This is a genomic window from Paractinoplanes hotanensis, from assembly GCF_023717965.1.
Lineage (GTDB): Bacteria > Actinomycetota > Actinomycetes > Mycobacteriales > Micromonosporaceae > Actinoplanes > Actinoplanes polyasparticus.
This window is the reverse complement of sequence record NZ_JAMQOL010000069.1, coordinates 44,451-70,930: the sequence shown is the minus strand read 5'-3', so window position 1 is coordinate 70,930 and position 26,480 is coordinate 44,451. Positions and strand designations below refer to the sequence as shown.

The 26,480-nt window shown below is 70.5% G+C and carries 27 protein-coding genes; 15 read left to right on the top strand and 12 right to left on the bottom strand.

Annotation, left to right across the window (positions count from 1 at the left end):
* Positions 1-10: 10 nt before the first annotated feature.
* Positions 11-766, bottom strand: coding sequence for an alpha/beta fold hydrolase (locus tag LXN57_RS41525; protein WP_251803820.1), 756 nt, complete (start codon positions 764-766; stop codon positions 11-13).
* Between the two features lie 115 nt (positions 767-881).
* Between LXN57_RS41525 and LXN57_RS41520 the strand changes: the two genes are divergently transcribed.
* From LXN57_RS41520 to LXN57_RS41505, 4 genes are all read left to right on the top strand, one after another.
* Entirely contained in the window at positions 882-2,300 is a 1,419-nt protein-coding gene (locus tag LXN57_RS41520) for a DNA-3-methyladenine glycosylase 2 family protein (protein WP_251803801.1), read from the top strand.
* Positions 2,301-2,376: 76 nt separating this feature from the next.
* On the top strand, positions 2,377-2,871 hold the full coding sequence (locus LXN57_RS41515) for a methylated-DNA--[protein]-cysteine S-methyltransferase (protein ID WP_251803800.1): 495 nt from the start codon (positions 2,377-2,379) through the stop codon (positions 2,869-2,871).
* Between the two features lie 46 nt (positions 2,872-2,917).
* On the top strand, positions 2,918-5,455 hold the full coding sequence (gene valS / locus LXN57_RS41510; RefSeq protein WP_251803799.1) for a valine--tRNA ligase: 2,538 nt from the start codon (positions 2,918-2,920) through the stop codon (positions 5,453-5,455).
* A 189-nt stretch (positions 5,456-5,644) separates the two neighbouring features.
* Entirely contained in the window at positions 5,645-6,202 is a 558-nt protein-coding gene (locus LXN57_RS41505) for a hypothetical protein (protein ID WP_251803798.1), read from the top strand.
* 30 nt (positions 6,203-6,232) lie between these two features.
* Here the strand turns inward: LXN57_RS41505 and LXN57_RS41500 are convergent, their stop codons facing one another.
* Positions 6,233-6,979, bottom strand: a complete 747-nt coding sequence (locus LXN57_RS41500) for a hypothetical protein (protein ID WP_251803797.1) — start codon at positions 6,977-6,979, stop codon at positions 6,233-6,235.
* Positions 6,980-7,033: 54 nt separating this feature from the next.
* On the opposite strand from LXN57_RS41500, the gene LXN57_RS41495 reads away from it, so the two are divergent.
* Entirely contained in the window at positions 7,034-8,176 is a 1,143-nt protein-coding gene (locus tag LXN57_RS41495; protein ID WP_251803796.1) for a DNA recombination protein RmuC, read from the top strand.
* Here the strand turns inward: LXN57_RS41495 and LXN57_RS41490 are convergent.
* Complete coding sequence (locus LXN57_RS41490; protein WP_438872977.1) at positions 8,173-9,189, bottom strand: 4-hydroxy-3-methylbut-2-enyl diphosphate reductase; 1,017 nt, start codon at positions 9,187-9,189, stop codon at positions 8,173-8,175. The genes LXN57_RS41495 and LXN57_RS41490 overlap by 4 nt on opposite strands.
* A gap of 75 nt (positions 9,190-9,264) precedes the next feature.
* Between LXN57_RS41490 and LXN57_RS41485 the strand changes: the two genes are divergently transcribed.
* The 4 genes from LXN57_RS41485 (at position 9,265) to LXN57_RS41470 (ending at position 12,011) form a co-directional block, all read left to right on the top strand.
* Positions 9,265-9,819 (top strand): hypothetical protein, encoded by a 555-nt coding sequence (locus LXN57_RS41485; RefSeq protein ID WP_251803794.1) that lies wholly within the window; start codon positions 9,265-9,267, stop codon positions 9,817-9,819.
* 25 nt (positions 9,820-9,844) lie between these two features.
* Positions 9,845-10,447, top strand: a complete 603-nt coding sequence (locus LXN57_RS41480; protein WP_251803793.1) for a hypothetical protein — start codon at positions 9,845-9,847, stop codon at positions 10,445-10,447.
* A 42-nt stretch (positions 10,448-10,489) separates the two neighbouring features.
* Positions 10,490-11,728: an exodeoxyribonuclease VII large subunit gene (xseA, locus tag LXN57_RS41475; RefSeq protein WP_251803792.1), complete on the top strand. Its 1,239-nt coding sequence runs from the start codon at positions 10,490-10,492 to the stop codon at positions 11,726-11,728.
* Positions 11,729-11,807: 79 nt separating this feature from the next.
* Positions 11,808-12,011 (top strand): exodeoxyribonuclease VII small subunit, encoded by a 204-nt coding sequence (locus LXN57_RS41470; RefSeq protein WP_221375607.1) that lies wholly within the window; start codon positions 11,808-11,810, stop codon positions 12,009-12,011.
* Positions 12,012-12,032: 21 nt separating this feature from the next.
* Here LXN57_RS41470 and LXN57_RS41465 read toward each other — a convergent pair whose 3' ends face one another.
* Positions 12,033-12,674 (bottom strand): DUF4245 domain-containing protein, encoded by a 642-nt coding sequence (locus LXN57_RS41465; RefSeq protein ID WP_251803791.1) that lies wholly within the window; start codon positions 12,672-12,674, stop codon positions 12,033-12,035.
* 97 nt (positions 12,675-12,771) lie between these two features.
* Here LXN57_RS41465 and glpX point away from each other — a divergent pair, with 97 nt between their 5' ends.
* On the top strand, positions 12,772-13,815 hold the full coding sequence (gene glpX, locus LXN57_RS41460; protein ID WP_251803790.1) for a class II fructose-bisphosphatase: 1,044 nt from the start codon (positions 12,772-12,774) through the stop codon (positions 13,813-13,815).
* Between the two features lie 137 nt (positions 13,816-13,952).
* Positions 13,953-14,612 carry a rhomboid family intramembrane serine protease gene (locus LXN57_RS41455; protein ID WP_251803789.1) on the top strand — a complete coding sequence of 220 codons (660 nt, stop codon included), beginning with the start codon at positions 13,953-13,955 and terminating at the stop codon, positions 14,610-14,612.
* On the opposite strand, the gene LXN57_RS41450 is transcribed toward LXN57_RS41455, so the two are convergent.
* The 3 genes from LXN57_RS41450 to phoH2 all read right to left on the bottom strand — a co-directional run bounded on the left by LXN57_RS41450 (position 14,613) and on the right by phoH2 (position 17,900).
* A complete protein-coding gene (locus LXN57_RS41450; protein WP_251803788.1) occupies positions 14,613-15,389 on the bottom strand; it encodes a S1 family peptidase in 777 nt (258 codons plus the stop codon).
* A 68-nt stretch (positions 15,390-15,457) separates the two neighbouring features.
* A complete protein-coding gene (locus LXN57_RS41445; protein ID WP_251803787.1) occupies positions 15,458-16,186 on the bottom strand; it encodes an aggregation-promoting factor C-terminal-like domain-containing protein in 729 nt (242 codons plus the stop codon).
* A 304-nt stretch (positions 16,187-16,490) separates the two neighbouring features.
* Positions 16,491-17,900 carry an RNA 5'-3' helicase PhoH2 gene (gene phoH2, locus LXN57_RS41440; RefSeq protein ID WP_221375602.1) on the bottom strand — a complete coding sequence of 470 codons (1,410 nt, stop codon included), beginning with the start codon at positions 17,898-17,900 and terminating at the stop codon, positions 16,491-16,493.
* A 269-nt stretch (positions 17,901-18,169) separates the two neighbouring features.
* Between phoH2 and otsB the strand changes: the two genes are divergently transcribed.
* Entirely contained in the window at positions 18,170-18,982 is an 813-nt protein-coding gene (gene otsB, locus LXN57_RS41435) for a trehalose-phosphatase (protein ID WP_251803786.1), read from the top strand.
* On the opposite strand, the gene LXN57_RS41430 is transcribed toward otsB, so the two are convergent.
* The 4 genes from LXN57_RS41430 to LXN57_RS41415 form a co-directional block, all read right to left on the bottom strand.
* Positions 18,979-19,761 carry an isoprenyl transferase gene (locus LXN57_RS41430; RefSeq protein ID WP_221375600.1) on the bottom strand — a complete coding sequence of 261 codons (783 nt, stop codon included), beginning with the start codon at positions 19,759-19,761 and terminating at the stop codon, positions 18,979-18,981. The two genes, otsB and LXN57_RS41430, sit on opposite strands and share 4 nt — an antisense overlap.
* Positions 19,762-19,793: 32 nt before the next feature.
* Complete coding sequence (locus LXN57_RS41425) at positions 19,794-20,921, bottom strand: NAD(P)/FAD-dependent oxidoreductase (protein WP_438872976.1); 1,128 nt, start codon at positions 20,919-20,921, stop codon at positions 19,794-19,796.
* 91 nt (positions 20,922-21,012) lie between these two features.
* A complete protein-coding gene (locus LXN57_RS41420; RefSeq protein WP_251803784.1) occupies positions 21,013-21,849 on the bottom strand; it encodes a hypothetical protein in 837 nt (278 codons plus the stop codon).
* A gap of 29 nt (positions 21,850-21,878) precedes the next feature.
* The gene (locus tag LXN57_RS41415; RefSeq protein ID WP_308206702.1) at positions 21,879-23,705 is read right to left on the bottom strand and encodes a phosphoenolpyruvate carboxykinase (GTP); all 1,827 of its coding nucleotides are present in this window, start codon (positions 23,703-23,705) and stop codon (positions 21,879-21,881) included.
* A 278-nt stretch (positions 23,706-23,983) separates the two neighbouring features.
* Here LXN57_RS41415 and LXN57_RS41410 point away from each other — a divergent pair, with 278 nt between their 5' ends.
* The 3 genes from LXN57_RS41410 to LXN57_RS41400 are packed head-to-tail and all read left to right on the top strand — an operon-like array spanning position 23,984 to position 25,904.
* Positions 23,984-24,739 carry a sigma-70 family RNA polymerase sigma factor gene (locus LXN57_RS41410; RefSeq protein ID WP_251803782.1) on the top strand — a complete coding sequence of 252 codons (756 nt, stop codon included), beginning with the start codon at positions 23,984-23,986 and terminating at the stop codon, positions 24,737-24,739.
* Positions 24,720-25,334 (top strand): GtrA family protein, encoded by a 615-nt coding sequence (locus LXN57_RS41405; RefSeq protein ID WP_438872975.1) that lies wholly within the window; start codon positions 24,720-24,722, stop codon positions 25,332-25,334. The genes LXN57_RS41410 and LXN57_RS41405 overlap by 20 nt, the downstream gene beginning before the upstream one ends.
* Before the next feature lie 27 nt (positions 25,335-25,361).
* Entirely contained in the window at positions 25,362-25,904 is a 543-nt protein-coding gene (locus tag LXN57_RS41400; protein WP_221375593.1) for a GtrA family protein, read from the top strand.
* Here the strand turns inward: LXN57_RS41400 and LXN57_RS41395 are convergent.
* Positions 25,901-26,476, bottom strand: a complete 576-nt coding sequence (locus LXN57_RS41395) for a PH domain-containing protein (protein ID WP_251803780.1) — start codon at positions 26,474-26,476, stop codon at positions 25,901-25,903. The genes LXN57_RS41400 and LXN57_RS41395 overlap by 4 nt on opposite strands.
* Between the last annotated feature and the right edge of the window lie 4 nt (positions 26,477-26,480).

The window sequence follows — 26,480 nt, the reverse complement described above, 5'->3', positions numbered from 1 at the left end:
TACGCAGCGCCTACCGGAAGAACTTCCGCAGTTCCGTCGCGACCCGTTCGGGCTTGCCGCTGTTGTCCGCGGCGACGTGGCCCACACCGCCCAGCGTGACCCGCCGCACCCGGGGCAGCACCGGTTCCAAACCGTTCAAAACCCTTGTCAGGTACGCCGGGGAGCGCTCGCCACCGAGCAGGAGCGTCTCGGCGGTGACCGCGGCGTAGCGGTTCAGCGGCCCGCTCGCCTGCGCGACCACGGCAGCGTCCCCGCGCATCGTGGGCACCAGCTCGCGCACCTGCGGATCCGACCGGATCCAGAGCCGGGCGAACGGGGTGAGCGCGGCCCTCGGCACGTGCCGGAAATCGCCGGTGCCCTTGCTGACGGTGATCATCGCTGCCGCCGTACGCCCGGCCGCCAGCTCTTTCTCGAAGCGGGGCAGCCAGGCCAGCGGGTCGCCGTCGCCGTAGCTCAGCGGCGGCTCGTAGAGCGCGAGCCGTTCGATCCGCGGCAGTTCGAGGGCGCCGTGCAGCGCGACGACCGCGCCCGAGCTCAGCCCGAACACGTTGGCCGCGCCGGTCTCGTCGAGCACCGCCGCGAGGTCGTCGACCTCGGATCGCAGGCCGAGGCGGCGACGATCGAGCACGTACACGGTGAACGTGCCGGCCAGAGCCGCCGCGAGCCGGGTGAAGTTGGCCGAGGTCTGCATCCCGCCGTGCAGCAGCACGATCTTGGGACCGCCCGATCCGAAGGTGCGGTAGCGAATGTCAGTTGCCACTTTCATCTCCATGTGTCAACCGTAGTTGACGCATCCGTCATCGTCAACCAAAGTTGACAAGCGACACTGGTGTCCGAATCCCGCCAGCCAACGCGACCCTGCGGAGAGCAGACTTCATCGCATGGAACTGGACTTCGAGCGGTGCTACCGCGCCGTGGACAGCCGGGACCAGCGCTTCGACGGCTGGTTCTGCACCGCGGTGACCAGCACTGGCATCTACTGCCGGCCGTCCTGCCCGGCCATGACCCCGAAGCGGGAGAACGTCCGCTTCTATCCGAGCGCGGCGGCCGCCCAGCGGTCCGGTTTCCGCGCCTGCAAGCGCTGCCGGCCGGACGCCGCGCCCGGCTCCCCCGAGTGGGACGTGCGCGCCGACCTGGTCGGGCGGGCCATGCGGCTGATCGGCGACGGCGTCGTCGACCGCGAGGGGGTGCCCGGTCTGGCGAGCCGCCTCGGCTACACCGAGCGCCACCTCAACCGGCTGCTCACCGCGGAACTCGGCGCCGGCCCGCTCGCGCTGGCCCGGGCCCAGCGCGCACAGACGGCCCGCATCCTCATCGAGACCACCGACCTGGGCCTGGCCGAGATCGCCTTCGCCGCCGGTTTCGGCAGCGTGCGGCAGTTCAACGACACGATTCTCGAGGTCTACGCGCAGGCGCCGGGCACGCTGCGCGAACGCAGGAAGGTCACCGCCGGCGAGCCGGGCACGATCAACCTGCGACTGGCCTACCGGTCGCCGCTGCACGCCCCGGCACTGCTCGACTTCCTCGGCACGAGGGCGTTGCCCGGCGTGGAGGAGCGCGACGGGAACACGTACCGCCGGGGCCTGTCCCTGCCCCACGGGAGCGCGACCGTCTCGCTCCGCCCGGCCGACCGCTGGGTCTCGGCCACGTTGCGCCTCAGCGACGTGCGCGACCTCGCGCCGGCTGTGGCCCGCTGCCGGCGGCTGTTCGACCTCGACGCGGACCCCGAGGCCGTCGACGCGACCCTGGGCGAGGACCCCGCGCTGGCGGCCATGGTGAGCGCGGAGCCGGGCGTACGGGTGCCGCGCGCGGTGGACGGCTTCGAGATGGCCGTCCGCGCGATCGTCGGGCAGCAGGTCAGCGTGTCGGGCGCCCGCACGACACTGAGCCGCCTGATCCGTCCGTTCGCCCAGCCGGACGCGCTCGTCGGTTTTCCCACGGCGGCCGCGGTGGCCGACCTGCCGGACAGCGCGTTCGGGATGCCGGTGGCCCGGCGCGAGACCATCAGGCAACTGGCGAACGCGGTGGCCGACGGGAAGCTCGATCTGAACCCCGGCGCCGATCGCGAAGAGACCGTAGCGCGCCTGACCGACATTCCCGGGATAGGCCTGTGGACAGCCGGCTACGTCGCGATGCGAGCGATCGGCGATCCCGACGTCTTCCTCGAGACCGATCTCGCCGCCCGCCGCGGCGCCCGCGCGCTGGGCCTCCCCGACCAGGTCAAAGCCCTGGCCGCGTACGCCGGGAGGTGGCGTCCGTGGCGAAGCTACGCCCTCGTCCGGCTCTGGCGCGCGGCGTAGTTGTCCACAGCTCAGCAAGATCTTTCCCACGGCCGCCCGCGACGGGCCGGGCTGTGTCGCAACCCTGGAGGACGCGATGTTGACGTACCGAACCCTCGACACCAAGGCCGGCCCGCTGACCGTGGTCGTCACCGGCGCCGGCGCCGTCCGCGCGGCCGGCTTCACGGCCGAGGTGGGCGAGCTCACCGACCTGATCCACCCCCGGCTGCGCGAGCCGGTCGAGCCGGCCGACGACGTGGGCCCGGTCACCGCGCACGTGCGGTCCTACTTCGACGGTGACCGCTCCGCCCTCGACGCCGTGGTGGTCGAGCAGTACAACGGCGGCGAATACATGCGCCACGCCTGGCAGGTGATGCGCGAGATCAAGCCGGGCGCCCCGGTGACCTATTCGGATTTCGCCCGGCTCAGCGGCCGTCCGGCGGCGATCCGGGCGGCGGCCTCAGCCTGCGCACGCAATCCGGTCGCGCTCTTCACCCCGTGCCACCGGGTGCTGCGGCTCGACGGGTCGCTCGGCGGCTACCGCTGGGGGCTGCCGGTCAAGCGCTTCCTGCTCGACCACGAGGCGGCATGAGCCTTATTGAGAGGTCGATGCCCGGTCGCCGCCGTAGCATTCAGCCATGACTGATACGGGAACGACCGGGCGCACCGGTCTGCCCGAGCGGCCGTCGCTCGACGGCCTCGAGGGCAAGTGGGCGCGCACCTGGCAGGAGGAGGGCACGTATACGTTCGACCGCTCGAAGGAGCGGGCGGATGTATACGCGATCGACACGCCTCCGCCGACCGTATCGGGCGAGCTGCACATGGGGCACGTCTTCTCGTACACGCACACCGACACCGTCGCGCGGTTCCAGCGCATGCGCGGCAAGACCGTCTTCTACCCGATGGGCTGGGACGACAACGGCCTGCCGACCGAGCGACGGGTCCAGAACGTGTACGGGGTCCGCTGCGACCCGACTCTGCCCTACGACCCGCAGTGGGAACCGCCGGCCACCGCCCCCAAGCAGCCGCTCTCGATCTCCCGGCGCAACTTCGTCGAGCTCTGCGGCCGGCTGACCGCCGAGGACGAGAAGGCGTTCGAGGCGCTGTGGCGGCGGCTCGGCCTCTCGGTCGACTGGGCTCTGCAGTACACGACGATCGGGCGGCGGTCCCAGGCCGTCTCGCAGCGCGCCTTCCTCAACAACCTGGCACGGGGTGAGGCCTACACGGCCGAGGCGCCGACCCTGTGGGACGTCGGCTTCCGCACCGCCGTCGCCCAGGCCGAGCTCGAAGACCGGGAACGCCCCGGCGCCTACCACCGGCTGCGGTTCCACGGCCCCGACGGCCCGGTCGAGATCGAGACGACCCGGCCCGAACTGTTGCCGGCCTGCGTCGCGCTGGTTCATCACCCCGGTGACGAGCGTTACGAGGGCCTGACCACGGTCCGCACACCGTACTTCGATGTCGAGGTCCCCGTCCTGGCCCATCCGATGGCCGCCAAGGACAAGGGCACCGGCATCGCGATGGTCTGCACGTTCGGCGACCTGACCGACGTCATCTGGTGGCGCGACCTGCAGCTCGACACGCGGGTTGTGCTCGGGCGCGACGGCCGGTTCCTGCCCGACCGCCCGTCCGGGGTCTCCGACGCGGCCTATCGCGACTTCGCCGGGCTGACCGTCAACGCGGCCCGCCGCGAGATCGTCCGAATCCTCACCGAGACCGGCGACCTGCTGGGCGAGCCCCGGCCGATCACGCACCCGGTCAAGTTCTACGAAAAGGGTGACTCGCCGCTCGAGATCGTCACGAGCCGGCAGTGGTTCTTCCGCAACGGCGGCCGGGATGCCAACCTTCGCGAGCGGATGATCGAGCGCGGGCGTGAGCTGCGATGGTTCCCCGAGCACATGCGGCACCGCTACGAGCACTGGGTCAACGGCCTGACCGGCGATTGGCTGGTCAGCCGGCAGAGGTTCTTCGGCGTGCCCATCCCGATCTGGTACCGGCTCGACGACGCTGGCGAACCGGACTACGACAAGTTTCTCATACCGGATGAATCGGCTTTGCCGGTCGACCCCTCATCGGAGTGTCCACCCGGCTTCGACGAGTCCCAGCGCGACGTCCCGGGCGGCTTCGCGGCCGACCCCGACGTCATGGACACCTGGGCCACCTCGTCGCTGACCCCGCAGATCGTGGGCGGCTGGCACGACGACGAGGACCTGTTCCGCCGGGTCTTCCCGATGGACCATCGACCCCAGGCCCACGAGATCATCCGCACCTGGCTGTTCTCCACCGTCTTGCGGGCCGAGCTCGAGAACGACGTCCTGCCTTGGCGCGCGGCGGTCCTGTCGGGCTGGATCCTCGACCCGGACCGCAAGAAGATGGCGAAGTCCAAGGGCAACGTCGTCACGCCGATGGGACTGCTCGAGCAGAACGGGTCCGACGCCGTCCGCTACTGGGCGGCGAACGGCCGGCCCGGCGCCGACCTCGCCTTCGACCCGGCCCAGATCAAGGTCGGCCGCCGGCTGGCGACCAAGATCCTGAACGCGTCGAAGTTCGCGCTCGGCCTGGGCGCGGCCGACTCGCTGCGGCAGCCGGTCACCGAGCCGCTCGACCGGGCGATGCTGGCCCGGCTGGCCACCGTCGTGACCGCGGCCACCGAGGCGTTCGACCGCTACGACCACACCGACGCGTTGCAGGCGACCGAGGCGTTCTTCTGGACGTTCTGCGACGACTACATCGAGCTGGTCAAGGAGCGGGCGTACGCGACCGGTCCGGCCGCCGAGTCGGCCCGAGCGGCCCTGGCGGCCGGGCTGTCGGTGCTGCTGCGGCTGTTCGCGCCGTTCGTTCCGTACGTCACGGAAGAGGTCTGGTCGTGGTGGCGGTACGGCTCGGTGCACCAGGCGACGTGGCCGACGACGTACGAGCTGACCCGGGTCGCCGGCGAGGGGGACGCCTCGCTGCTCGATCTGGCCGGCGACGCGCTGCGCCAGGTCCGGCGGGCCAAGTCCGACCGGAAGTTGTCGATGAAGGCCGAGGTGCCGCTGGCCGAGGCCCTGGGCCCGGTCGAGGTGCTCGAACGGCTGGCCCTGGTCGAGGGCGACCTCAAGGCGGCCGGCCGGATCGCCAAGCTCGACACCCTGCCCGGCCGCACGCCCGAGCTGGTGATCGCCAGCGCCTTCTGACCCGGCCCGCTCCCGCCCCCGCGCGGACGACGCCGGCTCACTCTCGGCCGCCCCGCACGGACGATGCCGGCTCACTTTCGGCCGTGTTCTCTGCGGCTGCGGCCGGGCGAGCGGGCGCGGGACGTTTGAGTGGTCTCGGCTCTGGCGAAATCGCCGGAGCCGGGGCCGCCGGCAGGGCAGCATGAAGGCATGTCGATCGCGCCCGAGCAGGTCGAGGCGCCCGCCCGCGACGCCGTGCTGTTCAAGTCGTCGCCGGTGCGGACGTTCCTCGCGCTCTTTCTGCTGTTGATGGTGTCGTTCGCCCTGGTGGCACCGCTGGCGGGGCTGCTCGGCGCGGGCGGTTCGGGCCAACGGTGGTGGCAGACCGCAGCTCAGGCCGCTGTGGTCGCGGCGCTGGCGGCCGGCGCCTACGTCTTTTCGACGCGCGGCTCGCTGCGGACGTGGGTGCGGGTCTCGTCGGGCGGGCTCGAACTGGCCGCCCAGGAAAGCGACCCGATCATGCTGGCCTGGGCCGACATCAAGCATGTGACCGTGCGTCGCGAGGGCCTGAAGAACCTGCTCGAGGTGACCCCGGTCGACCTGGACCGGGTGCACCCGGTGCAGGGCGAGGAGGCCGGCCCGCCGGCCCTGGCCGAGACCCCGGACGGGCAGTCGTTCACCGCCGACCTCAGCGAGGTCTGGCCCAGCCCCCGCCGCCTACGCCGCGAGCTGGCCAAACACCTGCCGCCCGACGGCCCCGCAACCTAGTCGTCGCGCCGCTGGTGCGGGCCGCGGAGGTCAGAAGTCGAAGTCGCCGCCGCCCCAGCCGCCACCCAGGTCGCCGCCCAAGTCGCCACCGCCCATGTCGCCCGCGTCGCCGCCCATGTCGCCGCCGCCGAAGTCTTGAGCGGCGTCGGCGTAGCCGTCGGCGTAACCCATGTCGCCGAAGCCGGGCGAGAGCAGCGCGTCGAAGATCAGCATGCCGCCCAGCACGCCGGCGCCGGCGCCGAGCGCCGTCTTCCAGACCGGGGTCGAATACCAGCCGGCGGGCACGGGGCGACCCTGGACGCGGCCGCCGGGGTAGTAGTAGGGCGTGTCGGCGCCGGGCTGAGGACCCGCCTTGTAGTGGTGGCCCTGGACGCTGACCTCACGTTCCTTGGTCAGCTGGCCGACGCCCTGCGCCGCGGCGAGCGCGGGCAGGTCGGGGCCGGGGTCGATGCCCATCGCGATGCGCGCGGCCCGGACGTACTGCAAGCCCTCCAGCGCCGACTCGCGCGCCAACTCGAACTGCCGCACGGTGTTGGCCTGCTGCAACTGGCCGCCGGCCGCGTTGTAACGCTCGCCGGCGTCGGACAGCGCCTGCCGGGCCGCGTCGTCGTTGCCGTGCAGGTTCATCAGCTGACCGCCGAGCCGCTCGTACCACCGCTGCGCCTCGGCCCGCGCGTCCTCCAGCCGGGTCTGCTGGGAGGCGGCGCCGCTGCGCCGGACCAGAAGGATCACGAGAAGGACGACGATGACGATGCCCAATATCAGCAACACGCTCATGTTTCAACGGTACCCTCGCGATCCGCCGATGCCCGGTCTGGCAACCTCCCCTGTGTGACTGTTTCGACGCTGGTCGTAGTGCTTGTCTGCCTCGCCACCGGGGGCGCTCTCGGCTGGCTCACAGCCCGGTTGCGGGCGGCGGCCGACATCGCGCGGCTCGAGGCGACCGTGCAGGCCCGCGCCGACGGTGAGGAACGCCTCGAGCAGTCGCTGCGCTCGCTGTCGTACGAGGCCACGGCCCAGTCGCAGGAGGCGGTGGCCCGGGCGGTGGCGCCGCTGCACGAGACGCTGCGCCGCTACGAGGAAAGGGTGGCCGACCTGGAGCGGGACCGCGTCGACGCGTACGCGGAACTCCGCGAGCAGGTGCGGGCCATGAGCGCGGTCTCGGGTGAGCTGCGCACCGAGACCAAGCAGTTGGTGGCGGCCCTGCGCACACCGCAGACGAGGGGCCGCTGGGGCGAGCATCAGCTGCGCCGCATCGTCGAAGCGGCCGGCCTGCTGGAACACTGTGACTTCGCTGAACAGGTCACGGCGGTAACCGACAATTCCGGCGTACGCCCCGATCTCATCGTCCGTCTACACGGCGGCCGCACGGTGGTCGTCGACGCGAAGGCGCCCCTGGAGGCCTATCTGTCGGCCCTGGAGGCCCGGGACGAGCGCAGCCGCGACGGCTTCCTCGACCAGCACGCCCGTCACCTGCGGGGCCACATCGACGCGCTGTCGGCCAAGCAGTACTGGACCGCTTTCGAGTCGGCGCCCGACTTCGTGGTGCTGTTCGTGCCGGCCGACCCTTTCCTGGACGTCGCCCTGCGGCACGACCCGACGCTGATGGAGCACGCCTTCCGCCGCAACGTCGTGCTCGCCACCCCGGCCACGCTGATCGCGCTGCTGCGGACGGTGGCCTTCTCGTGGCGGCAGGAGGAACTGGCCCGCAACGCGGTCGAGGTGCACAGCGTCGCGCGTGAGCTCTACGCGCGGCTCTCCACGCTCGGCGACCACGTCGGCAAGCTGGGCGCCTCGCTCGGCGGGGCCGTCACCGCGTACAACAAAGCCGTGGGATCGCTGGAGTCCCGCGTGCTCGTCAGCGCGCGCCGGCTGGCCGAGATGGGCGTCTCGGACGACGAGATCCCCACACCGGCCCAGCTCGAGGTCGCCCCGCGCCAGCCCCAGGCCCCCGAACTGCTCGAGCCGCGTTAGCGCTTGGCCGCTGCTGCCTTTTTCATGTCGCGGCGCAGTTCCTGGGGCAGAGAGAACGTCAGGCGCTCCTCGGCGGTGGTGAACTCGGTGACCTCGCCGAAGCCGCGCTCGGCCAGGAAGGCCAGCACCTCCATGACCAGGTCGTCGGGCACGCTGGCGCCGGACGAGACGCCGACCGTGGTGGCGCCTTCGAGCCATTCCTCCTGGATCTCGGAGGCGTAGTCGACCAGGTGCCCGGCGCGGGCACCTGCGCTGAGCGCGACCTCGACCAGGCGTACGGAATTGGAGGAGTTCGTCGAGCCGACGACGATCACGACGTCACACTCGGGCGCGATCTCTTTGACCACGTGCTGGCGATTCGACGTGGCGTAGCAGATGTCGTCGCTCGGAGGCGACTGGAGGAGCGGCAGCCGGGTCTTGAGGCGGGCCACGGTCTCCATCGTCTCGTCGACCGAGAGCGTGGTCTGCGACAGCCAGACGACCTTGGCAGGGTCGCGCACGACGACGTTGTCGACCGAATCGGGGCCGTCGACGAGCTGGATGTGCGCGGGCGCCTCGCCGGACGTGCCGATGACCTCTTCGTGACCCTCGTGGCCGATGAGCAGGATGTCGTAGTCGTCCTGGGCGAAGCGCTTGGCCTCGTGGTGCACCTTGGTGACCAGCGGGCAGGTGGCGTCGATGGCCTTGAGGTTGCGGGCCTTGGCCTGCTCGTGCACCTCGGGGGCGACGCCGTGGGCCGAGAAGACGACGGTCGAGCCCTCGGGAACCTCTTCGTTCTCTTCCACGAAGATGGCGCCCAGGCCCTCGAGCGTGTTGACCACGTGTTTGTTGTGCACGATCTGCTTGCGGACGTAGACCGGGGCGCCGTAGAGCTTCAACGCCTCTTCGACGGTCTGGACCGCACGGTCGACACCCGCGCAGTAACCGCGCGGCTTGGCCAGCAGGACACGCTTCCGGGGATCGCTCACCCGGCCATGGTACGTGGCCCCGGCCCGCCCCGGTCCGGCTGCGATCAGTGCCACAGCGGGTCATCCACAGGCTACGCACAAGGGCTCGACCGGACGGCGGCCGCTCGGGATACTCGTCGGATGCTTGATGAGCAGCAGCGCGACAAGACGGTCGAACTGGCGCCCTGGTGGGTGGTCACCGGCCGGGCCCTGCGGTTCGTTCTCGGTGCGTTGTCGCTGGTCGGCGGGCTGACCTGGATTCTGCTCAACCTGCACGTCTCGACCGCGGCGCTCGACGCCGGGGTCGGCGCGGTGCTCGCGGCCGGCGGCCTGGTGCTGCTCATGCCCCACCGCATCCGCCTGCCCCGGCTCGTCACCGCGCTCGTCATGAGCGGGTTCGCGCTGGCCGGCACGGCGGCCGGGCTGCTGGTCGAGTCGTCCCGCGAGTGCTGCATGTTCGCGTACGTCTCGGAACGCGGCTGGCCCTTCCACTGGGTCAGCCGGGGTGCCGTCGCCGACGACCCCGAGACCGCGTTCCGGCTGGCCCAGTCGTCGGGGTGGTCGGCCGACGTCGTCTCGCTGGCCACGAACCTGCTGGTCTGGTCGTATGTCGGCCTGGTGCTGGTGGTGATCGCCGTGCTGGTCCGCCGGGCCCGGCCCGTCCGGGCGGAAGAAGCCGAATCACCGGTGATGTGACATTTTTGCCGAGATACTCGGACGCATGCCTGAGGCTGCGGAGGACGACGAACCCGGCTTTCTCGCCTCGGCGGGGGCGACCTTCCGGCTGATCGTGGGGTGGGCCTTCGTCGCGCTGGGCGTGCTCGACCTGGCCATGGGTCTCACCGACGCCTCCTACGTCGCGTTCCACGTCGTGCTGCTGGTCACCGGGCTGCTCCTGCTGGGCGCGAGCCGGGTCGAGGGGTGGACGTCCCGCCTCGCCTGGCTGACCGGCGGGCTGGTGGCGGGGCTCGGGCTGGTGATCAGCACGATTCCGGCGCTGACGGTGGCGTGCTGCTCGCGCGGGTACGCCGTACGGCACGGTTTTCCGTTCACGATGCTCGCCCGCGATCCCGGCGGATGGCGCTTCGATCCCGCCCGCTCGCTCGCCGACCTGCTCTTCTGGCTCTGCGCCGGCCTGATCGTGCTGGTCGCCGCCGGCCGGTTCCTGCCCACCCGCCGCGCGCCGGAGCCTCCCGCGGAAGCCGCGCCGCCGGTGGGTCACGCCGAGGCCCGCAACGCCGGTGACAGCATCGGGATCCACCGGTCTCAGAGCTACGGCGACAACGCGGGCGACGGCGCCGGGGACCGCAACGTCCGGGGCTGAGGCCTCGCGGGAAATGTCGGAGGGCTTCCGTAGTCTGGCCGGGTGAGTGAGCCAGAGCCGAACGCGGCGCCGCCGAAGAGTTCCCCCGAGGAACCCTGGCCGGTCCGTGTCGTCAGTCAGAAGATCGGCGCCTGGATCGCCAAGCTCGGCTGGGTCTGGGTCGACGGCCAGGTCGCCCAGATCAGCCGCCGGCCCGGCTCCACCGTGGTCTTCCTGACCCTGCGTGATCCGTCGGCCGATCTCAGCCTCACCGTCACCGCCCACCGCGACGTGCTCGATTCGGGCGCGCCCGAGCTGGCCGAGGGCGCTCGCGTCACGCTGCACGCCAAGCCCGAGTTCTATCCGGCCCGCGGCTCGCTCAGCCTGCGGGCCGACGAGATCCGCCAGGTCGGGCTGGGCGAGCTGCTGGCCCGGCTCGAAAGGCTGAAAAAGCTGCTCGGGGCCGAGGGGTTGTTCGCGCGGGAGCGCAAGCGCCGGCTCCCGTTCCTGCCGCAGCGCATCGGCCTGATCACCGGCCGGGCCAGCGCTGCCGAGCGCGACGTGCTGATGAACACGCGCCGCCGGTGGCCGTCGGTCGACTTCCGGGTGATCAACGTGCCGGTCCAGGGCCCGACCGCGGTACCCCAGATCATCGACGCGCTCAAGGTCCTCGACAACGACGAGACGATCGACGTCATCGTGATCGCCCGCGGCGGCGGCAGCGTCGAGGATCTGCTGCCCTTCTCCGACGAGGCGCTGTGCCGGGCCGTTTTCGGCGCCCGCACGCCCGTGGTCAGCGCCATCGGCCACGAGACCGACGCGCCCCTGCTCGACTACGTGGCCGACGTGCGCGCCTCCACCCCCACCGACGCCGCCAAGCGCCTGGTGCCCGACCTCGGCGAAGAGACGCAACTCATCGACGTGGCCCGCCGCCGGCTCGAACGCGCCGTGCTCACCCTGGTCGAGCGCGAGACCCACCGCATCGAGTCGTGGCGGTCGCGCCCGTCCCTGGCCCGCCCCGAGCTGCTGGTCGACCAGCGCGCGGCCGACGTGACCGCCCTGCGCGACAGGGCCGTGCGCAGCCTCGACCATCGTCTGCGCCGCGCCGACGACGAGCTCCGCCACACGGTCGCCCGGCTGCGGGCACTGTCTCCGGCGGCCACCCTTCAGCGCGGCTACGCGATCGTGCAACGCGCCGACGGCCACGTGGTGCGCGCCGCCGGCGAGGTGCAGCCGGGCGATGCCCTCCGCCTGCGCCTCGCTGAGGGCGAGCGGCGGGCAGTCGTGAGCGACGACGAATGACCGGCCTCGCGGCATGCGGGGCCGGGTGAGCAGAGCGGCGGTTTGACCGGTGGCGAAGAAAACGAGCACGGGAGACGCAGTGAGCGACGAGAAGTTGAGCTACGAGCAGGCGCGCACCGAGCTGGCCGGCGTCGTCGAGCGGCTGGAGCAGGGCGGCAGCTCGCTGGAGGAGTCGCTGGCCCTGTGGGAGCGCGGCGAGAAGCTGGCCGACGTCTGCCAGCGCTGGCTCGACGGCGCCCGCGAGCGCATCGAGGCAGCCCGCGCCGCCCGGTCCGACAGCTGATCCTCGCCGGCCGCCGACGCGTCAGCGCAGAGCGCCGGCCAGCGATTCCAGGTTGTCGGTGTCGGTCTTGCCGACGATGACGACCGTACGGCTCTGATCGGCCAGCACCAGCGCGCGCTCGCCCGGGCGGGCGTTGTAGAGGCGCCACACGCCGGTCTGGGCGCGGAAGTTGCCGATCGGCTCGGCGTCCTTGCTCAGCTCCTGCGGCAGCAGGGTGGCCGCGGGCACGTTGCTCTGCACCAGCTGGATCGGGTCCTGGTCGGGGTCGACGTAGCCGATCCGCAGGGTCGCGCCGTTCTCGGCCCGGCGGAAGGTGGCGCTGGAGGTGTGCCAGTCGTCGCCGAGGCCCTGCGCCACCAGCACCGGGAACAGCTTCGACTGCTGCGCCTCCTGCACGGTCGGGGCCGGGTCGATCGCGATCGGCTTGTCGCCGTCGAGCACGAGGCGATAGAAGGTCAGCAGCAGCGCGATCGGGATCAGCAGGACGGCCAGCGACATCGCCATGTCCCTGGGTGACCGCTCCGAACCCCGCGCGAGCCGCACCGGCGCCTGCGGCTCAGGCTCAGGAGCGGGCGAAGCGTCGTTCGGAAGTGCGGCGCTGCCGGCCGCCTCGGGCTTGGCGGACGCTGCGGAGTTGGCCGGTGCGGGCGATGCGGGTTCCACTCACCCATTGTTAACCATGTCGCTGAGCCGAGACTTCGCGCGTCCGCGCGTGTGAGGATCGGTGGACTACACCCCGCAACGTCGCGAGGAGGCGCCCATGCCCGCACGGGTCCCGCAGGATCTCGACCGCAACATCGCTCTCGATCTGGTTCGCGTCACCGAGGCCGCCGCCATGGCGGCCGGCCGCTGGGTCGGGCGCGGCGACAAGAACGGCGGTGACGGCGCCGCCGTCGACGCCATGCGCAAGCTGATCAATTCGATCCAGATGCGCGGCACCGTGGTGATCGGTGAGGGCGAGAAGGACGAGGCGCCCATGCTCTTCAACGGGGAGCGGGTCGGCGACGGCACCGGCCCCGAGGTCGACGTGGCCGTGGACCCGATCGACGGCACGACGCTGATGAGCAAGGGCATGCCCGGCGCCGTAGCGGTGCTGGCGGTGGCCGAGCGCGGCGCCATGTTCGACCCGAGCGCCGTTTTCTACATGGAGAAGATCGCCGTCGGCCCCGACTGCGCCGACGTCATCGACATCAACGCCGGCACGGCCGAGAATCTGCGCCGCATCGCCAAGGCCAAGCGGTCCAGCATCAACGACGTGACCGTCTGCATCCTCGACCGGCCGCGGCACGCCGCGCTGGTCGAGGAGGTGCGCCAGGCCGGCGCGAACATCAAGTTCATCTCCGACGGCGACATCGCCGGCGCGATCTCGGCGGCGCGGTCCGAGTCCGACGTGGACGTGCTGATGGGCATCGGCGGCACCCCCGAGGGCATCACCGCGGCCTGCGCGCTCAAGTGCCTGGGCGGCATGATCCAGGCCAAGCTGTGGCCGCAGGACGCCGCCGAGCGCGAGAAGGCTCTGGCCGCCGGGCACGACCTCGACCGCGTGCTGACCACCGACGACCTTGTCACCGGCGACAACTGCTTCTTCGTGGCCACCGGCGTGACCTCGGGCGACCTGCTCAAGGGCGTGCGCTACCGCTCCGGCGGCGCGCACACCCAGTCGATCGTCATGCGCTCCAAGAGCGGCACCATCCGGGTGATCGACTCGTACCACCGGCTCGAGAAGCTGGCCCTGTACTCGGCCGTCGACTTCGACGGCCACCTGCCGACCGTCCCCCTGGGCGACGGCGACCCAGTTATCTGAGACCTCGCTGATGGCAGGGTCCGCCCACTGGAACTGCCGTCGGGCCCTGCTGCCGCAGCGACCCGGTTGTCTGAGAACTCGCTGATGGCAGGGTCCGCCCATTGGCGGGGCCTGCCATTGCCTGGAACTATCGAAAGATGAGTTACGGGGCGCAAGCGCGAGCGGACGCAGAGGCGAAGTTCGGCACGGACGCTTTCTATGCGTCCCTGGGACGGGCGTTCGTCACCATGTGCGCCGTCATCCCGGTGCTCTTCCTGGTCGAGGCGATCGACGTCGGCATCGGTTCGGGTCAGCTCGACGTGGCCGGCGGCATCATCCCCCACCGCGTCGACGGGCTCGACGGCGTGCTGTTCAGCCCGTTCCTGCACGCCGGGTGGGACCACCTCTACGGCAACGCCGTGCCGCTGATCCTGGTCGGCACGTTCGCGCTGGCCGGCGGCACGAAACGGTTCATCTGGTCGACCTTCGTCATCATGCTGGTGAGCGGTCTCGGCGTGTGGTTCGTGGGCGACCCCCAGAGCGTGGTCGTGGGGGCCAGCGGCGTTGTCTTCGGCTACCTGGGCCTGCTGCTCACCCGCGGCCTGGTCGAGCGCTCGTGGTGGAACCTCGGCGTCGCCGCCTTCATCGGCCTGCTGTACTGGTACCAGCTCTACAACATCCTGCCGACCGACCAGCCGATCTCGTGGCAGGGGCACCTGCTGGGCCTGCTGGGCGGCGCGATCGCGGCCGTCATCTTCCGCCGCAAGCGGGTGCGCCCGGCCCCCTCCACCAACAGCACGTCGACGCTGGAGTTCTGATCAGCGCAGCTTGCGCACGGCGGCCTTGATCGCCGGGCGAAAGGTCGAGATCTGGGTGTAGACGCCCGGGTAGCCGTCCCGCGCACAGCCCAGGCCCCAGCTCACGATGCCCACCTGCACCCATTCGCCGTGCCGGCCGTGGCCGATCATCGGTCCGCCGCTGTCACCCTGACACGTGTCGACGCCGGGCGAGCCGGCACAGAACTGCTCATCGGGCACCAGAGCCACTCCCGCTTTCTGGTACGACGTGGCGCATCTCTCATCCGGCACGGTCCGCACGGTCGCGTAGTGCAGCCGATCCTCCTGCTGGATCGAGTCCTCCCGGGTCTGGCCCCAGCCCATCACCACGTACCGCCCCTCGCCGATCGGCTCCCGGCCGATCGGCAGGGTCGGCAGGTGCAGTGGCTTGTCGAGCCGCACAACCGCCCAGTCGTCGCCGCGGACCTCGTTGACGAAGCCCTCGGCCCGGATCACCTGTTCCGACTGCGCGGTCTGAGCCCGCCGGGATTTGAGGTCGGTGACACCGGCGGTGACCACGATGCTGCTGTTCTTTCCGGTGCCGCCCACGCAGTGCCCGGCGGTCAGCACCACCCGCGGCTCGACCAGGGTCCCGCCGCAGCCCATCGAGAGCCGCACCGCCCACGGGAACTTGCCCTGCGGCGCCACCAGCCCACCGACCACGTCACGGGCCGGGCGCGTGTCGCTGACTGCCTGAGCGGACTGCCCTCCGAGCAGCAGCACCGTGGCCAGCGCCAACAAAGCGGCTTTTCGGACCATACAGACATTTGATCACAATGAAACGGGCCGCGCGGTTAGCCGCGCGGCCCGTCACCAAGCTCGTCTACTTAGTACCAGCCCACGTCCTGCGAGTGTCCCCACGCGCTGCACGGGGTGCCGTAGCGCCCCTCGATATAGCCGAGGCCCCACTCGATCTGGGTGGCCGGGTTGGACTTCCAGTCACTGCCGGCCGACTTCATCTTGCTGCCCGGCAGGGCCTGCGGGATGCCGTACGCCCCCGAGCTGCGGTTCTCGGCCTTGTGGTTCCAGCCGCTCTCCTTCTTCCACAGCTTCTCGAGGCAGGAGAACTGGGAGATCTTGAAGCCGGCGTCCAGCATCAGCGTGCAGCCGATGGCCCGGTTGCCACTGAACTCGTCGCAGGAGGCCGGGATGTCGCCGGTGAACTCCGGCGTGCTGCTCGAGCCGCCGTCGCTCTCCTTCTTGGCCGCTTCTTCCTCGGCCTTCTTCTTCGCGGCAGCGGCGGCCGCGGCCTTCTTCTGCGCGATGACCTTCGTCTCGAGCTGGTGAGCCTTGCCGGCGGCGGCCTTGGCGGCACTCGCGGCCTTGGCGGCGGCGTCACCGGCGGCCTCGCGCTGCGACGCGCGGGCGGCGGCGTGCTCGGCCTGACGTTGCTTCAGCAGCAGCACGTCGTCGACGGCGACCTGCGCGACGACGCTCGCTTCGGCTGACTGCTGGACTTCGCGGTCTTGTCCGAGGTAGATGCCGGTGGCCGCACCCGCAACCAGCAGGCTGACCGAGGCAACTCGTACTCCGACCCGGCTCCAGAGCCGATTCACGAAGTTTCCCTTCGTCGGGGGCAATGACGCGGCATCCGGCCACCAGGTCGATCAGTGGCTGAACACGCCGCGAGCGCCCGGCCCGCAATCGGGTCGGCGCGGGGTCTGAAGTCGATCTCCGACGACGGTGACACCGCATGGCGCTCGTCAGACACCATGGCCCACGGTGAAGGGGATGTGAAATGACGACGCGGTCTTGTGAACTTGCTCACACAAATTTGCCGCTCATACCGGGTGAAATACCCCAGAAATCGCGTCACTCCGAAGGGGAATCCGTGATCACGCCACGGATTCCCCCCACCACTCAGAGTGGAATTTCCTCCAGCAGATCGGTGACCACTTCGGCGATCGGCGAGCGCTCGGATCGGGTGAGCGTGACGTGGGCGAAGATCGGGTGGCCCTTCAGCGCCTCGATCACCGCCGTGACGCCGTCATGCCGGCCGACGCGCAGATTGTCGCGCTGGGCCACATCGTGAGTGAGCACCACCCGCGAGCCCTGCCCGATACGTGAGAGCACCGTGAGCAGGACGTTGCGTTCCAGCGACTGCGCCTCGTCGACGATCACGAAGGCGTCGTGCAGGCTGCGCCCGCGGATGTGGGTCAGCGGAAGCACCTCGAGCATGCCGCGGGCCATCACCTCTTCGACCACGTTGGCGTGCACCACGGCGCCCAGCGTGTCGAACACGGCCTGAGCCCACGGCGACATTTTCTCGTTCTCGGTGCCGGGCAGGTATCCCAGCTCCTGGCCGCCCACGGCATAGAGCGGACGGAAGACGATCACCTTTTTGTGGCGGTTGCGCTCCATGGTGGCTTCGAGCCCCGCGCACAGCGCCAGCGCCGACTTACCGGTGCCGGCCCGGCCGCCCAGCGAGACGATGCCGATCGACTCGTCCAGCAGGATGTCCAGGGCGACGCGCTGCTCGGCCGACCGGCCACGGAGGCCGAACGCCTCCCGGTCACCGCGTACCAGCCGTACGGTCTTGTCGGGGTTGACCCGGCCCAGCGCCGACCCGCGCGGCGAGTGCACCACCAGACCCGTGTGGCACGGCAGGTGGTCGACCTCCTCGAGTTCCAGCTCCTCGCCGCTGTAGAGCGCGTTGACCTCTTCCTCGCCCAGCTTCAGGTCGGCCATGCCCGTCCAGGTCGGGTCGCTCGCCTGACCGTGGCGGTATTCATCGGCCGTCAGGCCCACCGACGCCGCCTTGACCCGCAGCGGCATGTCCTTGCTGACCAGCGTGACCTCGCGGCCCTCGGCGGCCAGCCCGAGGGCGACCGAGAGGATCCGGGTGTCGTTCGAGTCGTTGCGGAAGCCCTGCGGCAGCACGCTCTGGTCGGCGTGGTTGAGCTCGACGCGCAGCGTGCCGCCCTCGTCGTTGCAGAGCACGGGCTGGTCGAGCCGCCCGTACTTGATCCGCAGTTCGTCGAGAAGACGCAGCGACTGCCGCGCGAACCACCCGAGCTCGGGATGGTGACGCTTGCCCTCCAACTCGCTGATGACCACGAGCGGAATGACCACCTCGTGATCGGTGAAGCGGCGGAACGCCGCCGGGTCGGACAGCAGGACCGAAGTGTCCAGAACGAAAACACGGCCCGCGGGGGCCGGTTCTGCGTCAGCGTGCCTGTCCCGGGACTTGCGCCCGGTGCGCGCTGTGCTGGGGGAGACTTCGGCGGCCGAGTCGCGGGCGACGTCGGCGTCTGATCGGCGAGATGTCACAGGCCTGCTCCAGCGGCGGGCGTGCAACCCGGTACGCCCGCGGTCCGCCACCTCCGGCGCCCGTCTCAAGCACGGGGTCGGATTGCGGGGCCCCGTGGCGCACTTGTCGCAGGTCCGGGCCGGCCGGCTGGCTCGGGATGACCCCGTGCCATGACCCAAACGCTAGCGGTCAACTGCGCAACGCGGTAGTACGCAAAAACGGGTGACGGGCGACGTCCAGGCAAATTTCTCCGGCATGAAACGTCACCTCAGGCGGGTAATCTGACGACGTGGCACAGACTCCGCGTCCGACCCATCCGCCGAGCATCGACGAGGCCTGGGCGTTCACCGCCGCCCACGCATCGGCGACCACCTTCTTCTTCGACTTCGACGGCGTGCTCTCACCCGTCACCGACGACCCCGACGCGTCACAGCCCGCGGCGGCCGTCCTCGGCACCCTCGAACGCCTGGCCGGGGTGGTCCAACGCGTCGCGATCGTGTCGGCCCGCCCCGTGAGCTTCCTGCGCTCCCGGTTCGCCTCGCTCGATCACGTCGACCTCTACGGCTTGTACGGCCTCGAGGTGTGGCACGACGGCAAGGTCGTCACCAACCTCGCTGCCGAGCCCTGGGTGCCCGCGATGGCCGAGCTGGCCGATCGGGCCCGGGCCGAGCTGCCCGCGTCGACCCTGGTCGAATACAAGCGTCTCTCCGTCGCCCTGCACTACCGCACCGCCCCGCACGAGGCGCCCGCGGTCGAGCGCTGGGGTCACGAGCAGGCCGAACAGCTCGGGCTGCGCATCCAGGCCGGCCGCATGGTGGTCGAGTTGAAGCCCCCCGTCGACCAGGACAAGGGCATGGTCATCACCGAGGGCGTCCGCAACGCCGGGTGCGCGTGGTATTTCGGTGACGACATGTCCGACATCAAGGCGTTCGACGCGCTGCGCGCCCGCGAGGCCGTCGACCCGTCGTTCTTCGGGGTGGCGGTCGCCGTGGCCAACCCCGAGACGGGCGCCGAGGTTTCCAGCGCAGCCGACCTCACGCTCGATTCGCCCGACGCGGTCGCAGCCTTCCTCAACGAGGGCCTGCGAAGTTTTGGGGTCTAGGCGCCGTAGCGGCGCTGCCTGCTTCCGTACGACCGAAGGGCCCGCAGGAAGTCGATGCGGCGGAAGTCCGGCCAGTTGGCGTCGTGGAAATAGAACTCCGAGTGCGCCGACTGCCACAGCAGGAAGCCGGAGAGCCGCTGTTCCCCACTGGTGCGAATGACCAGGTCGGGGTCGGGTTGCCCGCGGGTGTAGAGGTGCTCGGCGATGTGCTCGACGTCGAGGATCTCGGCCATCTCCTCGATCGTGCGCCCGGCCGCGGCCTGCTCGTGCAGCAGTGACCGCACGGCGTCGGCGATCTCGCGGCGACCGCCGTAGCCGACCGCCAGGTTGACCTCGACGCCGATCGTGCGGTCGCGGGTCTTCTCCTGTGCCGCTTTCAAGGTCGCCGCGGTGGCGGCGGGCAGCACGTCGAGCGCGCCCACCATGCGCAGCCGCCACGGGTTGCCGTCCTCGGCCAGCTCAGTGGCCAGATCTTCGATGATCTTCACCAGCGGGTCGAGCTCGGCGGCCGGGCGTTGCAGGTTGTCGGTGGCCAGCAGATAGAGCGTGACGTGCTTGATGCCGGCCTGGTCGCACCAGGTCAGCAGCTCTTTGATCCGGGTCGCGCCGACGCGGTGGCCGTCGTTGGGGTCGACGAAGCCCATCTCGCGGGCCCAGCGGCGGTTGCCGTCGCACATGACGCCGACGTGCTGGGGCACGGGCTTACCGGCCAGCTTGCCGGCCAGCCGACGTTCATACACGCGGTAGAACGGAGTTGAAATCAACGACCGCAGACTCATCGCTTAAAACCCTAGCCCTTGTCGACGACGACTCAAGGGGCGGCCGGGTGACGCCGGCCCAACCGGGACGCGATGCGACCGATCGTGCGGAGGTCGAAAACTCCGTCACCGAGGCCAAGCTCCACCATCCGGTCGAAGACCTCACCATCTCGGGCAGCCGCCGCCACCGCGGCGTCAACCACCCAGGACTGACGGGTGAGTGAAGCCGCCAAGCCGGAGTGCCGCAGATGCCGGCCGAGCCGGTGACGAAGAGCACGCCCGTACCGTTCGGCGACCCGCTTCCCACCGGCCGCGGCCACTTCGCCGGCCAAGGCTCCGGAGAGGACGGCGTAGAAGATGCCCTCCCCCGTGAACGGGTTGATCAGCGACAACGCGTCCCCCGCGAGCAACACGCGCCCACGCGCCGGCGGCGGCCGGTGGGTGGACAACGGCAGGTGATGCCCCCGCAGGTCGCTCGGTTCGCGGCCGGGCAGCAGGTGGCGGAGGCGTTCCACCAGGTACGCCCGGGAGAGCGGGGCGCCGCGCAGAACTTCCCCGTAGCCGACGTTGGCGGTGCCGTCTCCGAGCGGAAATTCCCACGCGTACGCCGGCCAGCGCGCCCGCGTCGTGACGATGATCTGCTCGCTGGTGTTCGCGGTGCGCGTGTAGCCCCGAAGGGCGACAGCCAGATGCCCCGGTGGATTGACCGCGAACCCGAGCGCCCGCCGTACCACCGAGCCCGCGCCGTCGGCCCCGATGAGCACCCCGGCCCGCCACCGCCCGTCGATCGTGACGCTGCTGCCGGTGGCGCGAACCGCCCGTACGGTGTGTTTGCGCAGTTCCGCACCCGCCGCCACCGCCGCCCGCACGAGCCGCTCGTCGAAGACCCGCCGCGGCACGGTGTGCGCTACCCGGGGCAGTGGCCTCGCCACCGCCGAACCGCGCGGCCCGACCAGGCGCAGACTCTCGACCGCCGGGTAACCATCGGTGACACCCTGCACGCCCAGTCCATCCAGGACGGTGATGGCCTCGGCCGCGATGCCGTCGCCGCAAACCTTGTCGCGTGGGAAGTCGGCCCGGTCGAGCAGCAGCACGCGCGCGCCCGCCCGGCACGCCGCCAGGGCCGCCGCCGACCCCGCAGGCCCGGCGCCGACAACCGCGACATCAAACTCGCGCAAGATCGTTCCGCCTCGCCGCCCATCCCCAGCCCCCGTCTCGGGGGGCGTTGTGGGGTGGACGTTACGCCTTTGTCCACCGCGCGGCTGACCGTGCTCAGGCGGTGTCGAGCTTGGCCGCTCGGTGGAGTGCGTACCAGGTCAGCAGGCCTGCGGCCAGCAGTGGGACGCCGTCGCGGATCAGGCCGTCGACGCCCAGCAGGAAGTAGCAGAGCGGCAGGTCCCACAGCAGGACGAAGAGGGTCAGCCAGCCCAGGTAGCGGCGCGCTCCCGGCTTGCCGCGCAGCAGGAAGAACGTGCCGAGCAGCACCGCGTAGCTGACTCCGATGCCCGTGGCGAGCCAGAACAGCACGGCCAGCAGCCACTCCGGACGGTCGCGCAGTTCGCCGAACGAGACCAGGCAGGGCACGAGCATCAGCGGGCTGTAGGTGAACGCCGCTATGCGAGCCGTCAGCAGCCAGCCGGTCACGGGGGCGCGGCGCGGGGCTGCTTCCTCGACGCGCAGGCCCTCGCGGGTCAGCACCACGCGGTTCGGATGGCGGACCAGGTACTCGCGGACGACCGGATGCCGGTAGAGCAGGACGACCACGGCCACGCACAGCAGGAGCAGCACAACGAAGCCGGCCACGCCGGGCAGCGGCGGCAGGCCGGTACGCGGCACGATCAGCCGGCCGACGGCGAACACCGTGGTGACGGCCAGGATCAGGCCCAGTGGCCGGGCGACCGCTCGGTTGCGGCGCACCTGCCGGACGAGCAGCAGCCAGCCCAGGGTGCGCAGCAACGCCCAGCCTGTGCGCACCGCAAAACCGAAGCCGTGCGATGGCGCGTACCAGTAGTTCAGCACCTCGACCACGACGGTCGCCGCGGCCGTGGCCAGCAGGAGGGCGGTCAGCGCGCGCAGCACGCGTGGCCGCCGCTCCGCATCGATCGTCACCACCGGGTCTTACCCGGTGCGGGCCGAAATCAGGCCAGGCGGGCCTTCAGCGCGTCCAGTTCGGCCCACAGCACGGCCGGCAGCTTGTCGCCGAACCTCTCGAACCACTCGGTGACCTGCGGAATCTCGGCCAGCCACTCGTCGCGGTCGACGCGCAGCACGGCTTCCAGGTCGGCGTCGTCGAGGTCGAGGCCCGTACGGTCGATCGCCGCGACCGTCGGGACGTGGCCGATCGCGGTCTCGACCGCCTCGCCCCGGCCGTCGAGCCGTTCGACGATCCACTTGAGGACCCGGCTGTTCTCGCCGAAGCCGGGCCAGAGGAATCCGCCGTCCTCGTCGCGGCGGAACCAGTTGACGTAGAAGATCTTCGGCAGCCGGGCCGCGTCGCCCGAGGCGCCCTTGGCCATGTCGATCCAGTGCTGGAAATAGTCGCCGGCGTGGTAGCCGATGAACGGCAGCATCGCCATCGGGTCGCGGCGGACGACACCGACCTGGCCGACCGCGGCCGCCGTGGTCTCGCTGGACAGGGTCGCGCCGAGGTAGACGCCGTGCACCCAGTCGCGGGCCTCGGCGACCAGCGGGACCGTGGTCTTGCGGCGCCCGCCGAACAGAATGGCGTCGATGGGCACGCCGCGGGGGTCGTGGTATTCGTCGGCCAGGATCGGGCACTGCTCGATGGGCGTACAGAATCGGCTGTTGGGGTGGCTCGAGGGCGCGTCCGAGTCGGGGGTCCAGTCCTCGCCCTTCCACGACACGAGGTGCTCCGGGGGCGTGCCCATGCCCTCCCACCAGATGTCGCCGTCGTCGGTCAGGGCCACGTTGGTGAAGACCGAGTTGCCGCGGGCCAGCGTGCGCATCGCATTGGGGTTGGTGTGGAAGTCGGTGCCGGGAGCGACACCGAACAGGCCGTACTCGGGGTTGGTGGCCCAGAGCCGGCCGTCTTCACCGAAGCGCATCCAGGCGATGTCGTCGCCGACGGTCTCGACCTTCCAGCCGGGCAGCGTCGGTTCGAGCATGGCGAGGTTGGTCTTGCCGCAGGCCGACGGGAACGCGCCGGCGATGTAGCGGACCTGCCCCTCGGGCGAGGTCAGCTTCATGATCAGCATGTGCTCGGCCAGCCAGCCCTCGTCGCGGGCGGCCACGCTGGCGATCCGCAGGGCGTAGCACTTCTTGCCGAGCAGCGAGTTTCCCCCGTACCCGGAACCGAAGGACCAGATCTCGCGGGTCTCCGGGAAATGGGAGATGTATTTGGTCTCGTTGCACGGCCAGGCCACATCTTCCTGGTCCGGCTCGAGCGGAGCGCCCACCGAGTGCAGCGCCGGCACGAAGTCGGCGTCGGAACCCATCGCCTCGAGCACCGCCGAGCCCATCCGCGTCATGATCCGCATGCTGGCCACGACGTACGGGCTGTCGGTCAGTTCCACCCCGAACAGGGGTTGCTCGGCATCGAGCGGGCCCATGCAGAACGGGACGACGTACATCGTTCGACCGCGCATACAGCCGCGGTAGAGCTCGGTCATCGTCGACTTCATCTCGGCCGGGTCCATCCAGTTGTTGGTGGGACCGGCGTCGGCCTCGTCGGCCGAGCAGATGAAGGTGCGTTCCTCGACGCGGGCGACGTCATTGGGGTCGGTGCGGGCCCAGAACGAGTTCGGCTTCTTGGCGGGATCGAGGCGGACCAGTGCGCCCGACTCGACGAGCGCGTCGGTGAGCGTCGCCCACTCCTGCTCGGAGCCGTCACACCAGACGATGCGGTCGGGGGTCGTCAGTGCGGCAACCTCGTCGATCCAGGCGGCCAGGCGGGCGTGCGCTTTCACAGCGGTCAAGACGTGCTCCTTCGGTCGGCGCTGACCAATGACCGCAGGGCCGGTAAGCGCCGGCCCGGGTCTTGGGGAGTTGGCTCAGCCTAAGCCGCGGACACGTTGAGTTCATCGGCCGTTGCTGTGGATAACCGCACAATCCTCGGCTGCGGTGCTCGTACGCGATCGATCCTTCGACGAAGGGCGCAGTTACGCGCAACATCGCCGGAACGGCCGGGCGCGCCCAGCCAAACGTCGACTTTCGCAAAACGGACGTAACCGCCTAAGCTGGTCGTCATCGGGCTTTCCTCTTACTCCCGCCGCAGGAGGCAGGAATGACGATCCCGGGCAGTCCGCCGGACACCGAGCTGCTGGCCGCCGTCCGGGCCGGGGACACGGCGGCGTACGGGACGCTTTACGAACGCCACCGCGCAGCCGCACGCCAGCTGGCGTGGGGCCTGACGAGCGACCCGGCCGACGTCGACGACCTGGTCGCCGAGACGTTCGCCAAGGTGTTCGCCTCGCTGCGAGCCGGGCGGGGCCCCCTCGTCGCCTTCCGCGCCTACCTGCACACGACCATGCGGCACGTCTGTTACCACCGGGCCCAACGCGACCGCCGGCTCGAGTTCACCGACGACCTGACCCGGTACGACGAGGGCCAGCCCTACGTCGACCCGGCGCTCGACCGGCTGGAGCGCACGTACGCCGCGGCCGCCTTCCGCCAGCTGCCCGAGCGCTGGCGTGACGTGTTGTGGCAGACCGCCGTTGAAGGGAACAGCCCGGCCGAGGTGGCCGGAATGCTGGGCATGACGCCCAACGCGGTGGCCGTGCTGGCCCACCGCGCCCGGGAGGGGCTGCGCAGCCTCTACCTCCAACAACACGTATCCACCGCCGACCATCCCGAGTGCCGGTGGGCAGGTGACCGGCTCGGTGTCCACCTGCGCGGGCGGCTCGCCCCGCGGGACGGCAACCGGATGCGCGTCCATCTGGGGTGGTGCGCCGAGTGCCGGAAGAGAGTGGCCGAGATTGCCGAGATCAGCGAGATCCACCCTCCGTACCGGCAGCGTCACCATGCGGGATCAAGCGGTTAAGACTCGCCAACGAAAACAGCGGTCCGTGACTGCCCCCGGTACTCTCGGGACCGTGCCCGAATCCTCGTCGCCGCAGCCGTCCGGCTTGCGCTACCGGCTCCGGGCGCTCATTCGCGAGCTGGGCAAGTTCGGCACGGTCGGCGGCGTCGCGTTCGCCATCGACGTGGCGATCTTCAACGTACTGCTCCAGGCCGGCTTCGAGACGCTGATAGCCAAGACCATCTCGACGGTGATCGCCACCACGTTCGCCTTCCTCGGCAACCGGTTCTGGACGTGGCGTCACCGCGCCCACGCCAACATGGCCCGGCAGTACACGGTCTTCTTCGTGCTCAACGCCATAGGCCTGGGGATCGGTCTCGCCTGCCTGGCGATCAGCCACTACGGTCTCGGACAGCTCTCACCCGTGTTCCAGACCCAGCTCGCGGACAACATCTCGGGCCAGCTGATCGGCACCGCCGCCGGCTCGCTGTTCCGATTCTGGTCGTACCGCCGGTTCGTCTTCCCGGCCTCGACCCCGCCGGGCACGCCACCACGACAGGAGCACAGCGCGGCCGGGCCGACCCCGCCGCCATCCCCTCTTCGTGACACGGCGTAATTGCCCTCTCTCCCGTAAGGTTGCTCAATGCCCTCAGCTCGTGCGCTGACGGAACACCTGCGCCGTCTTGCCCCGGAAGTCCTGGCGTTCGGCGTGATCGGTGCCGGAAACACTCTGCTCTACCTGGTGATCACGTGGGTCGCACTGCCCATCGGCGCCGTCAAGGCCAGCGTCATCGCCACGGTGGTGACGACCACCCTGGCGTACATCGCCAACCGGTACTGGACCTACCGCAAACACAGCCGCACCGCCCTGCGCCGGGAGTACACGCTCTTCTTCGGCTTCAACCTGGTCGGCATGGTCATCCAGTCCGGGTCGATCGCCGTCGGCAAGTACGGCTTCGGCCTGACCGAGGCGAACGACGCGCACGCGTTCATGGCCGTCACCGCAGCCGGCATCGTGATCGCGACGGTGTTCCGCTTCTGGGCCTACCGCACCTTCGTCTTCCTCAAGCCGCCGGTCGACGGTCACGAGGGTGACCTCGCCGAGCTGGACGCGGTGGCCGGCCTGGCCGAGCTGAGCGCCGAGGACGAGCCGGGCAGCGTCGCGCAGCTCGACGCCCGGCGCTAACGCCGCTGCTTCTTGAACAGAAACCCTTTTCGCTGTACGGGGACCTCGGGCTCGTCCTCGTCGGTGTCCTCGTCGTCGGGACGCAGCAGACGGTCCTGCTCGATCAGCTCGTAGAGCAGCGTCTGCACCTGCTGGGCCCGGGGCAGGGCGGTCAGCACCACGGCCTGCTCGCCGATTGAGTCGATCTTGAGGGTGCCCGTGCCGAACAGCCGGTCGAGCACCGACTGGGTCACCACGTGGTCGTTGACCCGGCTGAGCGGCAGGTCCCGCCGCTCCCGCGCGATCACGCCGTCCTGCAGCAGGATCCGCTCGTCGGTCAGCACGTAGTGGGTGCACCGCCAGACCGCCAGGGGCGCCACGCCGTACCGGACGCCCTGATAGACCATGATTGCCGCGACCACCAGGAACGCGATGCGACCGCCCTCGGTGACGGGCAGCATCACCCAGGCCACGGCGGTCACGACGACGGCGATCAGCACGAGCAGGCCGGGACCCAGGGCCGTCTTCCAGTGCGGATGCAGGTGGAGGACGAGCTCCTCCTCCTCGGCGAGAACTTCAGCGGGGAACGCCACGCGG

Coding starts and splice junctions, on each gene's coding strand:
- LXN57_RS41525 (WP_251803820.1), bottom strand. CDS start 766: ATGAAAGTGGCAACTGACATTCGCTACCGCACCTTCGGATCGGGCGGT.
- LXN57_RS41520 (WP_251803801.1), top strand. CDS start 882: ATGGAACTGGACTTCGAGCGGTGCTACCGCGCCGTGGACAGCCGGGAC.
- LXN57_RS41515 (WP_251803800.1), top strand. CDS start 2,377: ATGTTGACGTACCGAACCCTCGACACCAAGGCCGGCCCGCTGACCGTG.
- valS (WP_251803799.1), top strand. CDS start 2,918: ATGACTGATACGGGAACGACCGGGCGCACCGGTCTGCCCGAGCGGCCG.
- LXN57_RS41505 (WP_251803798.1), top strand. CDS start 5,645: ATGTCGATCGCGCCCGAGCAGGTCGAGGCGCCCGCCCGCGACGCCGTG.
- LXN57_RS41500 (WP_251803797.1), bottom strand. CDS start 6,979: ATGAGCGTGTTGCTGATATTGGGCATCGTCATCGTCGTCCTTCTCGTG.
- LXN57_RS41485 (WP_251803794.1), top strand. CDS start 9,265: ATGCTTGATGAGCAGCAGCGCGACAAGACGGTCGAACTGGCGCCCTGG.
- LXN57_RS41480 (WP_251803793.1), top strand. CDS start 9,845: ATGCCTGAGGCTGCGGAGGACGACGAACCCGGCTTTCTCGCCTCGGCG.
- glpX (WP_251803790.1), top strand. CDS start 12,772: ATGCCCGCACGGGTCCCGCAGGATCTCGACCGCAACATCGCTCTCGAT.
- LXN57_RS41455 (WP_251803789.1), top strand. CDS start 13,953: ATGAGTTACGGGGCGCAAGCGCGAGCGGACGCAGAGGCGAAGTTCGGC.
- LXN57_RS41450 (WP_251803788.1), bottom strand. CDS start 15,389: ATGGTCCGAAAAGCCGCTTTGTTGGCGCTGGCCACGGTGCTGCTGCTC.
- LXN57_RS41430 (WP_221375600.1), bottom strand. CDS start 19,761: ATGAGTCTGCGGTCGTTGATTTCAACTCCGTTCTACCGCGTGTATGAA.
- LXN57_RS41410 (WP_251803782.1), top strand. CDS start 23,984: ATGACGATCCCGGGCAGTCCGCCGGACACCGAGCTGCTGGCCGCCGTC.
- LXN57_RS41405 (WP_438872975.1), top strand. CDS start 24,720: ATGCGGGATCAAGCGGTTAAGACTCGCCAACGAAAACAGCGGTCCGTG.
- LXN57_RS41400 (WP_221375593.1), top strand. CDS start 25,362: ATGCCCTCAGCTCGTGCGCTGACGGAACACCTGCGCCGTCTTGCCCCG.